Source organism: Mesorhizobium sp. M1342 (genome assembly GCF_040317955.1).
Lineage (GTDB): Bacteria > Pseudomonadota > Alphaproteobacteria > Rhizobiales > Rhizobiaceae > Mesorhizobium.
This window is the reverse complement of the sequence record NZ_JAMYLI010000002.1, coordinates 28,641-41,855: the sequence shown is the minus strand read 5'-3', so window position 1 is coordinate 41,855 and position 13,215 is coordinate 28,641. Positions and strand designations below refer to the sequence as shown.

Here is a 13,215-nt window from a genome sequence, read left to right as displayed (position 1 = left end):
CCGTTTCAGCTGGAGCTACGTTCCCATAAAAAATGATGCTTGTAAACAATAGTCGTATTTTGCAGTATGGGGAACGCTCCCAAGGATACCCGATCATGCCCCGCGCCCACGAACCACTCTCCCGTCCCGCTGTCCTCACCACGCCACGTATCCTGCGGGTGCTCGGGACCGCATCCACGGTGCTGGAGCCCATTCTGCGGCAGGCGAAGGCCGATCTGGGTTTCACCGTCGAGGGCAAGGTGCTTGATGGCAACATCGCCCATCAGGTCGGTGTCGTCGCGCCCGAGAGCTTCGACGTCTACGATCAGTGGTTCCACAATCTCGAATTCGTCTGGACAGCTCATTCCATCCGCCCAATCGAGCTCAGCCGGATCAAGAGGTGGAGTGATGTCGGCGAGCTTGCGCTCACCGGCAAGGCGGACGCAGCCCTGCCGCCGGTCCCGGGCGGCGGACCGAACAGGCTGCTTTACGTGCAGGACGACGGGCGCCTCTCAGAAACGCCAGCCGACCGGATCAGCATGCTGCCGCTAAGCCATTGCGCCGACAGTTTCGGCTATCGTCGCGAACTGCTGCCGGAGGGCGCTGATATCGACGCGGAGAGCTGGTCATGGCTGCTCGACCCGGCCTGGAAGCGCGCGACATTGCAGAGCAATGCCTCCATCGGCGCCATCGATGCCATACTTGCCGTCCAGGCCGCCGGCATGGTCCGGTTCCTTGACCCTGGGAATCTCTCTATCGCGGAAATCGACAGCCTGATGGGCGTTCTCATGTCGTTGCGCCGGCGCGGTCATTTCCCGCAGTTCTGGGAGACCCAGGCACAATCAGCGGAGCTGTTCGCAAGAGGCCGCGCCCGCATCGGCAGCATCTGGTCCTCGGCGCTGGTGTTGCCGGCACTGCGCGGCGTCGACATCAGGACGGCGGTGCCAAGGGAAGGATATCGCGGCTGGTTTGGCGGCATGTCGATATCGCGGCATGCCGCCGGGCCGGCGCTCGACATGGCGTATGAATACCTGAACTGGTGGCTGGACGGCTGGCCAGGCGCGGTCGTCGCCCGTCATGGCTATTACTTCTCGGCACCTGATTTGGTTCGCAGGCACCTGACGGCAGCAGAATGGGACTACTGGTATGGCGGCCTGCCGGCCGTTGACGATCTTGCAGGTCCTCTCGGTGACCCCGTCGTTGGCCGGGGGCACATCAGGGAGGGTGGCGCCTACCATGAGCGCGTATCAAGGATAGCGATCTGGAATGCGGTGATGGACGAGCACAATTACCTGGTCAGGCGCTGGCACGATTTCCTCAACTTTCGCCACTGACTTGGCAATGGCGAAGGTCGACCTTGCCCGCAGTCACCTGGGATTACCTCCGCAACACGTTTGGACGGCGGCTCGTTGCCAAGCCTCAGGCGGCCGCCTTGAGGCCGAAAGAGATCGAACTGGCCAGCGCCCTTGCCTTCGCTTCGGCCTGTTCGACGGATTTCGCACGCCGATCGCCGCCAAACTCCTCATACTCCGCCGATATGGTGTGGATGTCGGAAGCGCCGAGATAGTGCGCACATGCAGCAATGCCGGGATCGAGTGCGTTCATGTGCTGACGGATGCCGTCCTGGAACCCGAATTCGCCGCGCGAAGACACGACCACCAATGTCTTGCCGCGCAGGATTGGCTCGATCGGGAAGTCACCGCGCGCGAGATCAAAAGAGAACGTACGTCCGATCCGCGCGATCTGGTCGAACCAGGCCTTGAGGGCCGCTGGCATGTTGTAGTTGTACATCGGCGCCCCAAGCACAATCAAATCGGCTTTCTCGACTTCATCGATAAGTTCATCGGAGCAGGCGAGCGTCGCATTCATGGCATCGGTGCGCGCCTCGGGCCTGGTGAAGGCGGCCGCGATCCAGTCCTGGGTCATGAACGGTGGCGGATTTTTGCCGACGTCGCGGTAGATTACTTCATCTTGACTGCGCTCTGCGAGCCAGGCATCCACAAATATCCTGCCAAGCCGGCGGGAGTGCGACCGTGCGACGCGGGCGCTCGAGTCTATGTGCAGTATCGTACGCTTTTTCATCGGGCCACCTGTGTAAGCTGAAGATGGCCGGGGTTACCGTGGTGTCCCCTCAAGCGCAAAATCGAACTGCTCAAGCGCCTATGAATTGCGCTCAACTGTGTCGAGACCGACAGGCTCTCCATCGGGATCTCAGCATGGCCGGCTGAGCCTTCCAGAAAGGAAGATCGAGCCCGAGGCTCTCCCGTCGGAAGCCGCAAGTTCCAATAGTTGATCGAATTTTCTTGATGTCAAACAGCTATTAGAGCCCTTCCGGATCAAATGCACCCGAGCATCACGGCGTCTCTGCAAATTCCAAATCACCTATTATGCGACGTAGGGCACATGTGCTTCGCCCGCGTCCAATTCGCTCGCCGAGAGAAAATGGCCTCGGCAATTCGAGTTGACTGCCGCTTCAAATCGAGCGCAAGTCCGTGTCACGAATGGTTGTGAACACCTGAATATAACCGAAATATCTTCGACGGTGGTTTCCCATTTTGACGACAAAATATTGGAGATAGCGACCCTAAAATGAGCGCTTTATTACTTTCTGCCTTTATTTCAACAGATGCGGAGCCACTGGCTCGTCGTTCTCTAACGCGAAATCCAACGCCTGCCCCAGGGCAAATGCCAATTTCGAATGCTCTGTCGCAGCATGCTTATGACGAGCGTTGGCTACAAGATTTGCTGTTTCGGCATCCCGAGTTGATCGTGGCCGACCGCCTTGAAGGCGGCTTCGGCGATGTCGTCCCCTTATGCCGGGAACTCGCCATTCCTCGTGCGGGCGGGACAGTGTTCGCGGATATCCTGGGCGTGGCCAGGAGCGGCCGGCTGATCGTTATTGAGTGCAAGCTTTGGCGCAACCCGCAGGCGCGTCGCGAAGTGTTGGCGCAAATCTTGGAATATGCCGCGCTGCTGCGACGCTGGAGCTTTGGCGATCTGACCGCAGGAATAAAGCGCAGGCTCGCAACCCGTGAGCCGAACCCGATCTTTGCCGCGGCGAAGCTTCGGTGGCCAGAGCTTGAAGAGGCTCCATTTGTCGATGCCGTGACGCGGTCGCTAAGACTGGGTGACTTTCAGCTCGTTGTCGCCGGAGATGGCATCCGCTCAGATACGCACGCGATTGCCGAGCATCTAAATTCGCAAGGCGCCGGTCTGGCCCAACTGACATTGCTTGAAATCCAGATTTGGCAAGCGACTTCTGGAAATATTATCGTTGTGCCTACGGTGCCGCTGCGGACCGAAGTCCTACAGCAGAGAGTTTTGGTCGATCTCGGCGGTATGCCGCTCTATTTGGAAACGCCAGAACCTATCAGCGCCCTGCCCGCTGACACCATGGAGAATGTTGTCGATCCCGACCGAGTAAACCGGCGGGGCATCAACCGCGCATTCTGGCAGCGGTTCATTGATGAGGTACAGTTCGACCACGCAGACCAACTGGCACCACGCCACGGCGGCGACAACTGGGTGAGAGTTCCCCTGCCCGACCCGCTAGGATGGCTGACTGCCTTTCGGTCGACTGGCAGCAGAGCCGAAGTCGGCCTGTTCCTGACCTTCCGCGAAGAGGATGGTCAGGCTCTCTTTGATGAATTCCACAACGACATTGCAGAATTGCGCGGAGAAACCGGCCTTGATTTGGTCGCGCGGCTGAAATCGGACAGGCCATTTCATGCGGAGTTGGGCGTGTTTAGGCCAAGGTCAGACTTCGCAGACGAAGGCCAGCAGCTCGACTGGCTCTGCCATACGGCTAATCGCTTTGTTTCGTTGATCCGCCCAAGGCTCAGCCTGATGGCGGAGGCTGCCGAATGACAAGGCTGCTCAAATGGGAACGGCTGGCCCTGGAGGGCGACTTCTCAACCATGCCCGCGCCCCTTAAGTGGGATCAATCCGGCCGCTTCGCCCATTTCCTCAACGGGTACGAGGTCGCCGGAGGAATGGACGCTCTAGCCGGCCTTGCCATCGCAATGTCGGGGCAAGCTCGCAAGACGGGCAAATGGCAAGGCAGCGCGCTCGACCTTTGGCTCAGTTTGTTCTTCCAGCAACGCGCCCATCGCCATACCGGATCAGAAGACAATGACCCAATTCTCGACGAACTGTGTGAAGCGCTTCGTGTGGCTCTCAATCAACTGACGCCGGAAGAGGCCAAGGCATTGGCTCTGCGGCTCAAACAGGAGGCCCTTTAGCTCAGCATTTTGCGAATCAGCTTGCGACGCTGAGGTCGCTGAAAAAGCATGTATTGGTTCGGCCTAGATGTAGGCCAACAAAACATTTTGTCGGCCTTCAGCATCACTTTTGCCGAGCGACAAAATATTTTGTTGCAATCTCAAGTCGTGATAACACAAAGAAAAATGCATTTAGTTCAAGTTTCGTTCGATGGATCCGAAGATTTGGTATTTTGCGCCAAGTCAATAGTCGCTATTCTCTGGGTAATTCTCAGGAAGATACCGATGTCGGTCGTTCCTGCGCTGGCATTCAGAGGATCTCATGGCCACCAACATCACCACAGTTTCGATCGACGCACTCACCCCTTACCGCAACAACGCTCGCACCCATTCCAAGAAACAAATCCGACAAATTGCCGACAGCATCGAAAAATTCGGCTTCACCAATCCGGTCCTGGTCGACGAGAAGAACAACGTCCTTGCCGGCCATGGCCGACTCTCAGCAGCGCGCCTGCTGGGATGGAAGGACGTTCCAACCCTCTCGATCAACCATCTCAGTGAGGCGCAGAAGCGCGCTTACATCCTCGCCGATAATCGGATCGCCGAGAAGGCCGGCTGGGACAAGCAGATCCTGGCCATCGAGTTGCAGGCGCTGGTCGATCTCGACTTCGATGTGAGCCTCACCGGCTTCGACATCCCAGAGGTCGACCTGATCATCAGCGAGTTCTCGCCGGACAATCAGGATGATGAAGCCGAAGGGGACGAAGCGGAACATCTGGAGCAATCGGCGGGACCAGCAGTAACACGGCCTGGCGATCTGTTCCTGCTTGGCGATCATCGACTGCTTTGCGGCAACGCGCTTTCGGCAGAGCATTTCGATATGCTGATGCAGGGCGAGAAGGCATCCGTCTGTTTTACAGACCCGCCCTACAATGTTCCGATCGGCGGACACGTCAGTGGTCTTGGCAAGACGAGCCATCGGGAATTTGCAATGGCATCCGGCGAGATGTCCGACGCCGAGTTCGCAGGGTTTCTGGAGCAGTCGTTCTCACTGATTGCTGGGTCGAGCAAGGCGGGCGCGATCGCCTTCGTGTGCATGGATTGGCGCCATATCGCAGAGACCACGTTGGCGGGTAAACAGACGTTCGGCGATCTGCTCAATCTGTGCGTCTGGAATAAGACTAATGCCGGCATGGGCAGCCTCTACCGCTCTCAGCACGAACTGGTGCTGGTGTTCAGGAATGGCAAGGAGCCGCATCGCAATAACGTCGAACTCGGCAAACATGGACGTCACCGCAGCAATGTCTGGACCTACCGCGGCGCCAACAGCTTTGGCACGACGCGGATGGAGGAGCTCGAAGCGCATCCGACCGTCAAACCTGTCGCTCTGGTTGCCGACGCACTGCTGGACGTCAGCCGCCGCGGCGACGTCGTGCTGGACCCATTTGGCGGCTCGGGGACCACGCTACTCGCGTCGCACAAGACGGGGCGCCATGCACGCCTCATCGAGATCGATCCTCACTATTGCGATCTGATCATCCGCCGCTTCGAAAGACATACGGGCAAGCAGGCAACGCTCGCCACCACGGGCGAGACTTTCGAGGAAATGTTCGAGCAGCGTGGAAGCGTCAAAGCTTCCGGCGTACTCGCCAAAACAGCGTCCGCGACCCCAGCGCCTGAAACTGTGGGAGGCCTGCTGTGACACGGAGAAAGAAACCTGCCGACTACCCGATAGGCTACGGCAAGCCTCCAACTGAAGCCCGGTTCCAGAAAGGAATGTCAGGCAATCCGAAAGGGCGACCGAAAGGCAAAAAAAACATGAACACTATTGTCCGCGAGACGCTCTTTGGGCCGATCCAAATCCAGCAGAATGGAAGGACGACGACGGTGACGGCACTCGAGGCCATCCTCCTCAAAATGCGCAACAACGCGCTGTCAGGCGATTTCCGGTCGGCGGCCCATGCTCTTCAGCTCGCATCGCGTTGTGCCGAACTTGAGGAAAGCCGGCAACCCGATGCGGAGGTCGACGTGTTCGATCCGCAAACAATGGTCGAGATGATGCGGGATTATCTCGACCACAAGAACTCGCCAGAGAACGATACTGAGGCCCCTTCCAAGACCGGCGACCAGGGAGATGAGGAATGAACGCCCCACTCCCCCTACCGGGCCGACCATCCTCCTCGCCCGTTGCACCGACTGCCCTTCAGCTGCTGTTGGGCGCGGCCCGCGATGACCTGGCGACCTTCGTGGCGCTGGCTTTCTCCGCTGTCGATCCAGGTGCCAAGTATTTGCCCAACTGGCACATCCGAGCGATTGCGCATCAACTCGAGCGCGTTTCAGCGGGCAAGTGCAAGCGCCTGATCATTACGATGCCACCGCGATCGTTGAAGTCGGTCACCAGCTCGGTCGCGTTCCCGGCATGGATTCTTGGCCGCGATCCGTCGAAGAAAATGATTTGCGTCTCTTATGCTCAACCTCTTGCGGTCAAGCACGCCAACGATTTTCGAACCGTCATTAACACCGCCTGGTACCGGTCGATGTTTCCGACGTTCAAAGTTAGCCCGCGCAAGAATACTGAAAATGAACTGCAGACCACGCTCGGCGGTGGGCGCCTGGCGACCTCGACCGGTGGTCAGCTAACCGGCCGCGGTGGCGACATCATCATTATCGATGACCCCTTGAAGGCAGATGAAGCGCATTCGGAATCGGCTCGCAATAGGTGCGCCGACTGGGTTCGCACGACATTGATGTCGCGCTTCGACAATCCCGCTGCCGGTGCCGTCGTCCTTGTCATGCAAAGATTGCATGTCGACGACCTGGCAGGCGTGCTTCTGGAGACTGGCGGCTGGGAGCATTTGAACCTGTCGGCGATTGCCGAGCAGAACGAACGCGTCCAGACAAGTGTAAATCGCTGGCACGATCGCAAGTTTGGCGACTTGCTCCACCCCGCGCGTCTGGGACACGCCGAACTGGACGGTCTAAAGCGCCTATTAGGATCACTCAACTTTTCCGCGCAGTACCAACAATCCCCTGCCCCACCGGACGGCAACATGGTCAAGAGGGTGTGGTTTCGCGACTACGATCCGCATCAGTTCGACCGTCGGTCGATGACCATCGTTCAAAGCTGGGACACCGCCCTTAAGGGCGACCCCTCCAGCGATTACTCCGTCGGAACGACATGGGCCAAGGACGACAACAACTATTATCTCCTTGATCTCGTGCGCGTCAGGGCAGCTTATCCAGACCTCATCAAGTCCGTCAAAAACTCCCTTTTGGAGCACGACCCTGACATCATCCTCATTGAAGATGCCGGCTCTGGCTCAAGCCTCATCGCCGACTTGGAAAGCCAAGACATCAGCACGACGGCGGTAAAAGCCAGAACCGACAAGGAAAGTCGGCTGTCACGCGTTGCCGCGATGATCGAAAACGGCAACGTCAATCTTCCGAAAGACGCACATTGGAGAGATGACTTCCTGCTTGAGGTGCTCGCATTTCCGCATGGCAGGCACGACGACCAAGTCGATTCCATGACGCAGGCGCTGATCTGGATGAAAGACGACAAGCCTACGGGGAGGTTCTATATCGGCAAATTTTGAAGTCCTGCTCCAAAATTTGGGCGCTTTCGCGAAATGTCAGCTTTGCGCCCACATAACGACGTTGAGCAGAACCCTGGCCCCATCCGAGGAGCGGACATTAAAGCGAACGGACGATGTAGCACGCCGACGCCGCTAGACGATCCGAGATACTGAGGTTGTCGGCTCAATGATCGCAGCTTGTAGCAGAGCGCGAAAGGCTACGGTCAGGACAGCCGCCGCGATCTGCACCCGGAGGGTTCGTTGCCATTGTTTTCGGGCGCCCACACCATGAGGTACGACCTTCGAAGCGTTCGGGGCTTTGAGACGCCCGCAACGCCGCCGTCGATTTTCTGCATTTCAAACCGAGACAAAACCCGAAATGTACGTCCTTAACGATTCATTGACTCGCGCCCCTTGCGATCTCTAAATCGGTTCTGAGGGAACGTTCTTGTACGTTGCGTTTTGAGGCGCTTGATGTTGAACCGCCTCGATCACCCAAACCTTTCCCCCGCTGATTTGCAGACCTGCAAACGGGTCTTCGAGCGGCTTTGTTCCGAGCGAAATTTCGACCATGCGAGCGAAGAAATAGAGCACATCGCTCCGGCGGTGATCCGTCACTTTCAAGAAGGCCACATGGATGAAGGCGATCTTTGGCTTGCCGTCCGAATGTGCTGCACATTTCGGGAGACCTTGGCAATGCATCGCAGTGTCGGTGGGCTGGCCTACTATCAGGGCGCCCGACCTGGCTCGGAATTGCTGAACAGCCGGGCATAGACTTCGAGTTGGCCAGATTTATCGAGAGTGGGTCACCAACGTCGGGAGACGCGACGCCTATGCTCGTATGGCTCACCTTCTTTGCGAACTGATAGTCCGCCTGCGCTCCGTAGGCCGCATTGAAGATCTTGTGGCCCACCTTCCGATAACGCAGGCTGCACTTGGCGACGCACTTGGCCTTTCCACCGTGCACGTGAACCGAGTGCTTCAGGAACTTAGACGCGACGGTCTGATATCCACCGTTGGCTCGCGTTTTTCGTGCGAGCGACTGGGCAGGGCTCGTCCGCGCCGCAGATTTTGACTCTACCTATCTGCACCAAAGGGCTGCGCAAACAGGTGCCGGTTTCTGAGCCTGCTGGCTCGCTCATAATCCGTTCAGCCAAGCCCTCCGCCGATCACAGCTTGACGAACCCGACCGCAGACATAAAATAGCGACGGCATGACTTCTCAAAGATACGACCCCAGGAAGGAGCCCGACGAAACCTGGACGGTGTTTGACGTGTTCACTGGGCAGCCAGCAGACGCGTGGGGCGCTCCGGCGGAGTATCTTGACGAGGAGTATTCCGCGATCTCGTCAGGGTTCTGAATCTTGTCGACCTGAAGCGAAGGGCCGCCCCAGGTGACCTCTAAGTACGACTGCCTAGGAGCGCCTGATAGCGTCGAAATTCCGCAAATTCACCGTTCTGCGGGCGCCGCCTGACATGGTGGAGAGGCTGAGCGGGCCGTGCTTTAAGCGCGACCCGAAGCCTTAAAGGCGCTGGTCAATTCGCCGCCGCCATAGCTACCAGACCCACATGGCCCCGTGCGTATAACGTTGTTAGTCCGGCAGCAGCATCTCCTCTTCGTCGGCCGCAGCCTCGAACAGCAGCCGGAAGTCACCAGTCGGCATTTTGCCATCCATCGCAGACAGACATGCCTCCGCCGCCGACCGCCATTTTGGGCCACGGTTGGACCACTTCAGTAGTTTCTCGGCGGCAGTGTCGATACGGCTGATCCCAAGGAATCCGGTCGGTCGGTTTTGACGTAGACAGGCGGGTTGAACCAACGAAGGGGCATCAGGGTTCGCGCACGTCGAACGCGACGAAAAGCTGCCAAATGGAGGCTGTATTAACGATCATTTCGACTAGTTGGCAGTCGGTTTCACGGAGGTCACGGCCGCGCTCGCGCACCAATGCAATGGTCGCCTTCACGGAAATTATATCGCCCGGTTGAGAGCCCAACAGGTTCAATAGTTCCTCGGCGGCAGTGTCGATACGGCTGATCCCAGGGCGGAATCCCGGTCGGTCGGTTTTGACATAGACAGGCGGGTTGAACCAACGAAGGGGCATCAGGGTTCGCGCACGTCGAACGCGACGAAGAGCTGCCAAATGGAGGCTGTATTAACGATCATTTCGACTAGTTGGCAGTCGGTTTCACGAAGGTCACGGCCGCGCTCGCGCACCAACGCAATGGTCGCCTTCACGGAAATTATGTCGCCCGGTTGATAGCCCAACAGGGCCTCGCGAACCAACTCCTTGGCCGCTAGCTGCGCAGGCCAAACAGGTGCTTGAATGTCCATCCCATCCTCCCAGAGAGACAGAACCTCAATGACCCATTCTGTGGTGCACTTCCCCAAAAAGGCAAGGGCCGGAAACGTACAAAGCAGGTTCTGAAGGGCGCAATCCCTTAGATCTGCGCCTTGCGCTTGAGGGCATTGCTGGGCGCTCTTGATCGTGCCAGCACACGTGCGGAGGGTCGGCCATTTCGTATCTCCTAGCGGTTTGTTCGGCCCTGTGAGAGCCTGGGCCACTGGTCGGACCGACGGTCGTGCCGGTGATCTGCCAAACATTTACCCGACGGAGAATGCTCCCCTTCGAGATGTGTAATCCGAAAGATCGTCGGGTTACGGTCGCAAAAGTGCGCCGCCAAACTGCGCCCACAAGCGTTCGCACTCTCTTGCCCTTAGACGCGGGGTGCCCGGTTCACCATAGAAGATCATGGCTCTGCGAACATCGTATCCAAGCACCGAAGCGTTGGCCACGAACGGAATAGCCATACCCAAGGTGACGGGACCGATTTTTGCCTCAGCTTTAGTGGTGAGGTCGACCACACCAAACACTTCCGCATTGGCGCCACTGCCAGCCAAAACAGCCGTCGAGATCGCATTATTCGCGGCAAGAAGCATTCGATTAGTCGCCCGTTGAAACGGCTCTACCAACTCTCAAAGGCAAGGTTTGCTCCCGATCACCCGACCTATCGCAGGTGGGGCGCCTTCGGCTGCAACAATCAACTGAATCAGGCGGCATCTCTCATTTCTGCGTCGTTGACGGGAAACTCCTGGAAAGACAGGCCACTCCGTCGAGCCCAATTCCGCTCAACATCGAGGAGTTCATTCTCACCAGTCAAGCCGTTCATAAACAGTCTGAGTACGTGTGCAGCTATGCGCTCACCGTCCTGCGAAGCAACACGTACACCGCGCTCTTTGCAGACCGTCCGACAAACATGGGCAAGCACCATAATATCGCTCGGCTCCAAAAACCGACCTGGATATAACATACCGTCCTCCGTGGGAAAGCTACTTTGAGCTTCTGATTACATAGGGTCACCGGCAGCCACAATTAACTATGATAGTCGTTTACTCGACTCTGCAGAAATTTGAGCTGCCCACCAAAACGCATCGGGCATAGCGCCACTACGGCACCGAGGTACGGGCTATTCAGGACACGCGAGGTGCCTCCGAGCTTAGAATTTTAGGCAAGCTTCGCTTCTTCGCGTGAGAGATCCACCATGATCCGCAGGCAGTGCACTGTGAACTCTCCCCCGAAAGACCGATAGCAGCGGCGCAATTGTGTGGATCCCCGCTGTTTAGCCCATTCACTCGACGATGTTCAGGACGCTCGTTCTATGACAGCGACGCGCTTGGCCTCCCCTCATCGCTCCGCAAGCGGGGCGGGCGCCTTGATTAGTCATTTTTCTGGGAACCGTCGTTTCGCAGCGAAGTTCGGTACCGAAGGGACGTTCCGAGATGGAGTTGATCATGAAACAGGTTCTTTTCGCTTCAGCCATTATGGCACTTTCAACTGGCCTCGCCTTTGCGCAATCGACCACCACGACCACAGGCGGATCGTCGAGCTCGACAACCAAGACTATGCCGAGCACTACGACCGATCAGGGGACGGATTCGACCACCACGAGTGGAACGAACTCGAACTCCGCCAAGGACTGCGCTCCGGGTCAACAAACTGGTAGCGCCAAGCAGGCCGCGCCAGGTCAACAGGATACCGATGCTAACTCGGCTGCTCCTGGCCAGGTGAAGAAGACCACGGAAGGCTGCTGACCTGACCTGTCCCAGGTTGATGCATAGCGGTCGATTCTCAGGATGTCGCCGCATTGGAAAAACCCGTCGTGCTAGGCCGGCGCGGCGGGTTGATAGCAGGACTATAGTCTTGCATTTCGCAGCGAACGTCCAAGCTGTGCCAGTTGGTTCTCTGCTTGTCCAACGGCCGTTCCTTCATATTAGCTAATCGATATATACGTGTCGTCGCTCCGCAAGCTGTGTCAGTTGGGCCACCCTAGTGGCACCTGTTTTGCATCGCCCGCGACAGCAGGGGAGAACCAACACCCCAGCGAGTCCCGTTATCCCTGGGACGGCCCGCCGCTGCCGTGAATGGGGCGGCGGGCTTTTTTCTTATTCGGTGAAACGAACGGTCATGCCGTGAGTTGGCTTCCCAAAGGAGGAGCCGATGAAAAAGGAAGGCGATGGGCGTGTAGACAAAGGCAATCAGCAACTGCTTGCCCGTCGTTTGTCTGAAGAAGTCGGCATTTCAGAACCTGAGGCGCGCGCCCTGATCAAGCTTATCGGCACGGACTGGAATTCGCTGCTTCGTGAAGCCCGATTTTTGAAGGAGCGTCATTAGAAGTCCGCCGCCTATTGGGGCGCCTGCGGCGGACCTGTTAAGCGGCTACATCCGCTCGTAGTTTAATGTGCCACTTGGAGGCCAGTTCCATGTAATTGCACAGCGGCAAGAGCATGCGACTTCCGCTTTATCCGGCATAGGCCATCAGGCGTAATTGGTAGCAACGCCATTGTCCGGTATCATATGGGGCCTGGTCATTAGGCCCACCCTCGTGCCCAGCATGGTCGGCACGGTCACTCACTCGATCCTTCGGCTGCTTGATCGTGCCGACTACTGCCGACGTCTGCTACTACCGGTGGAAAGAGCCGGTTCCAAGGGCTGGTGCCCTGGCAATTCATGCCAAGCGACTTGGCGTAGGTCGCGCATGTCGACCTGCTGGCCGCACGTGGGGCAGGTGTAGAAATTCTCCCGCTCGTCGGCTGGCTCGCCGCCGTGCTGCCTGCCGGGGATGGGTGGTCCAAGGTCGGATAGCTTGGTCATCTACTGCCCAGCGCTTTTGCTTCTCGTTCTAGCGTCTCACGGTCGTTGCCGTGCTTTTCGATAAGGTCACGCACTTCTGGGATCGTAAGCTGAAACTTGCTGGCGAGATAACCGACCTCATACTCTTCGTCGCCTGATACCCGGTCGCGGTCGCGGAAATCACGCTTGCTCTTGTCGTCTCCCATTGGTGTTGCTCCTAGAGGTTGTTGATCCGCAACGCGCACCGGGCCGCATTGTTCATCCTTCTTGGAACTATTTTAGCTAAAGCTGATTGAATCGCGGGTGTGGGTC

16 protein-coding genes are annotated in these 13,215 nt (G+C 57.8%); 10 read left to right on the top strand and 6 right to left on the bottom strand.

The features are described 5' to 3' along the window. Positions 1 to 95 precede the first annotated feature (95 nt). The gene (locus tag NKH06_RS01865) at positions 96 to 1,313 is read left to right on the top strand and encodes an ABC transporter substrate-binding protein (RefSeq protein WP_352892019.1); all 1,218 of its coding nucleotides are present in this window, start codon (positions 96 to 98) and stop codon (positions 1,311 to 1,313) included. Between the two features lie 85 nt (positions 1,314 to 1,398). Here the strand turns inward: NKH06_RS01865 and NKH06_RS01860 are convergent, their stop codons facing one another. Then, on the bottom strand, positions 1,399 to 2,061 hold the full coding sequence (locus NKH06_RS01860; protein ID WP_352892018.1) for an FMN-dependent NADH-azoreductase: 663 nt from the start codon (positions 2,059 to 2,061) through the stop codon (positions 1,399 to 1,401). A 507-nt stretch (positions 2,062 to 2,568) separates the two neighbouring features. Between NKH06_RS01860 and NKH06_RS01855 the strand changes: the two genes are divergently transcribed. The 7 genes from NKH06_RS01855 (at position 2,569) to NKH06_RS01825 (ending at position 8,849) form a co-directional block, all read left to right on the top strand. Next, entirely contained in the window at positions 2,569 to 3,846 is a 1,278-nt protein-coding gene (locus NKH06_RS01855) for a hypothetical protein (RefSeq protein WP_352555080.1), read from the top strand. Continuing rightward, positions 3,843 to 4,220 carry a hypothetical protein gene (locus NKH06_RS01850; RefSeq protein ID WP_127291969.1) on the top strand — a complete coding sequence of 126 codons (378 nt, stop codon included), beginning with the start codon at positions 3,843 to 3,845 and terminating at the stop codon, positions 4,218 to 4,220. The genes NKH06_RS01855 and NKH06_RS01850 overlap by 4 nt, the downstream gene beginning before the upstream one ends. Before the next feature lie 301 nt (positions 4,221 to 4,521). After that, positions 4,522 to 5,901 carry a site-specific DNA-methyltransferase gene (locus NKH06_RS01845; protein ID WP_352892017.1) on the top strand — a complete coding sequence of 460 codons (1,380 nt, stop codon included), beginning with the start codon at positions 4,522 to 4,524 and terminating at the stop codon, positions 5,899 to 5,901. After that, entirely contained in the window at positions 5,898 to 6,344 is a 447-nt protein-coding gene (locus tag NKH06_RS01840; protein WP_352892014.1) for a DUF5681 domain-containing protein, read from the top strand. The genes NKH06_RS01845 and NKH06_RS01840 overlap by 4 nt, the downstream gene beginning before the upstream one ends. Then, complete coding sequence (terL, locus tag NKH06_RS01835; protein WP_352892012.1) at positions 6,341 to 7,795, top strand: phage terminase large subunit; 1,455 nt, start codon at positions 6,341 to 6,343, stop codon at positions 7,793 to 7,795. The genes NKH06_RS01840 and terL overlap by 4 nt, the downstream gene beginning before the upstream one ends. Before the next feature lie 453 nt (positions 7,796 to 8,248). Further along, a complete protein-coding gene (locus NKH06_RS01830) occupies positions 8,249 to 8,548 on the top strand; it encodes a hypothetical protein (RefSeq protein WP_352892009.1) in 300 nt (99 codons plus the stop codon). A gap of 67 nt (positions 8,549 to 8,615) precedes the next feature. Continuing rightward, positions 8,616 to 8,849 carry a helix-turn-helix domain-containing protein gene (locus NKH06_RS01825; RefSeq protein WP_502914382.1) on the top strand — a complete coding sequence of 78 codons (234 nt, stop codon included), beginning with the start codon at positions 8,616 to 8,618 and terminating at the stop codon, positions 8,847 to 8,849. 516 nt (positions 8,850 to 9,365) lie between these two features. On the opposite strand, the gene NKH06_RS01820 is transcribed toward NKH06_RS01825, so the two are convergent. The 4 genes from NKH06_RS01820 to NKH06_RS01805 form a co-directional block, all read right to left on the bottom strand. Beyond that, complete coding sequence (locus NKH06_RS01820) at positions 9,366 to 9,593, bottom strand: DUF982 domain-containing protein (RefSeq protein WP_352892006.1); 228 nt, start codon at positions 9,591 to 9,593, stop codon at positions 9,366 to 9,368. A 10-nt stretch (positions 9,594 to 9,603) separates the two neighbouring features. Next, entirely contained in the window at positions 9,604 to 9,876 is a 273-nt protein-coding gene (locus NKH06_RS01815) for a hypothetical protein (protein ID WP_352892005.1), read from the bottom strand. After that, a complete protein-coding gene (locus NKH06_RS01810; RefSeq protein WP_352752127.1) occupies positions 9,876 to 10,106 on the bottom strand; it encodes a hypothetical protein in 231 nt (76 codons plus the stop codon). The genes NKH06_RS01815 and NKH06_RS01810 overlap by 1 nt, the downstream gene beginning before the upstream one ends. Positions 10,107 to 10,430: 324 nt before the next feature. After that, positions 10,431 to 10,712, bottom strand: a complete 282-nt coding sequence (locus NKH06_RS01805) for a hypothetical protein (protein ID WP_352892003.1) — start codon at positions 10,710 to 10,712, stop codon at positions 10,431 to 10,433. Between the two features lie 852 nt (positions 10,713 to 11,564). On the opposite strand from NKH06_RS01805, the gene NKH06_RS01800 reads away from it, so the two are divergent. Beyond that, complete coding sequence (locus NKH06_RS01800) at positions 11,565 to 11,864, top strand: hypothetical protein (protein ID WP_127291957.1); 300 nt, start codon at positions 11,565 to 11,567, stop codon at positions 11,862 to 11,864. Between the two features lie 406 nt (positions 11,865 to 12,270). Continuing rightward, positions 12,271 to 12,444: a hypothetical protein gene (locus NKH06_RS01795; protein WP_023809614.1), complete on the top strand. Its 174-nt coding sequence runs from the start codon at positions 12,271 to 12,273 to the stop codon at positions 12,442 to 12,444. 476 nt (positions 12,445 to 12,920) lie between these two features. On the opposite strand, the gene NKH06_RS01790 is transcribed toward NKH06_RS01795, so the two are convergent. Beyond that, positions 12,921 to 13,109 (bottom strand): DUF3606 domain-containing protein, encoded by a 189-nt coding sequence (locus NKH06_RS01790; RefSeq protein WP_352892001.1) that lies wholly within the window; start codon positions 13,107 to 13,109, stop codon positions 12,921 to 12,923. Positions 13,110 to 13,215: the final 106 nt, after the last annotated feature.

Bases quoted from the DNA above. Each gene is read 5' to 3' on its own strand.
- NKH06_RS01865 (WP_352892019.1), top strand. From the start codon at position 96: ATGCCCCGCGCCCACGAACCACTCTCCCGTCCCGCTGTCCTCACCACG.
- NKH06_RS01860 (WP_352892018.1), bottom strand. From the start codon at position 2,061: ATGAAAAAGCGTACGATACTGCACATAGACTCGAGCGCCCGCGTCGCA.
- NKH06_RS01855 (WP_352555080.1), top strand. From the start codon at position 2,569: ATGAGCGCTTTATTACTTTCTGCCTTTATTTCAACAGATGCGGAGCCA.
- NKH06_RS01850 (WP_127291969.1), top strand. From the start codon at position 3,843: ATGACAAGGCTGCTCAAATGGGAACGGCTGGCCCTGGAGGGCGACTTC.
- NKH06_RS01845 (WP_352892017.1), top strand. From the start codon at position 4,522: ATGGCCACCAACATCACCACAGTTTCGATCGACGCACTCACCCCTTAC.
- terL (WP_352892012.1), top strand. From the start codon at position 6,341: ATGAACGCCCCACTCCCCCTACCGGGCCGACCATCCTCCTCGCCCGTT.
- NKH06_RS01830 (WP_352892009.1), top strand. From the start codon at position 8,249: ATGTTGAACCGCCTCGATCACCCAAACCTTTCCCCCGCTGATTTGCAG.
- NKH06_RS01825 (WP_502914382.1), top strand. From the start codon at position 8,616: ATGGCTCACCTTCTTTGCGAACTGATAGTCCGCCTGCGCTCCGTAGGC.
- NKH06_RS01815 (WP_352892005.1), bottom strand. From the start codon at position 9,876: ATGCCCCTTCGTTGGTTCAACCCGCCTGTCTATGTCAAAACCGACCGA.
- NKH06_RS01810 (WP_352752127.1), bottom strand. From the start codon at position 10,106: ATGGACATTCAAGCACCTGTTTGGCCTGCGCAGCTAGCGGCCAAGGAG.
- NKH06_RS01805 (WP_352892003.1), bottom strand. From the start codon at position 10,712: ATGCTTCTTGCCGCGAATAATGCGATCTCGACGGCTGTTTTGGCTGGC.
- NKH06_RS01800 (WP_127291957.1), top strand. From the start codon at position 11,565: ATGAAACAGGTTCTTTTCGCTTCAGCCATTATGGCACTTTCAACTGGC.
- NKH06_RS01795 (WP_023809614.1), top strand. From the start codon at position 12,271: ATGAAAAAGGAAGGCGATGGGCGTGTAGACAAAGGCAATCAGCAACTG.
- NKH06_RS01790 (WP_352892001.1), bottom strand. From the start codon at position 13,109: ATGGGAGACGACAAGAGCAAGCGTGATTTCCGCGACCGCGACCGGGTA.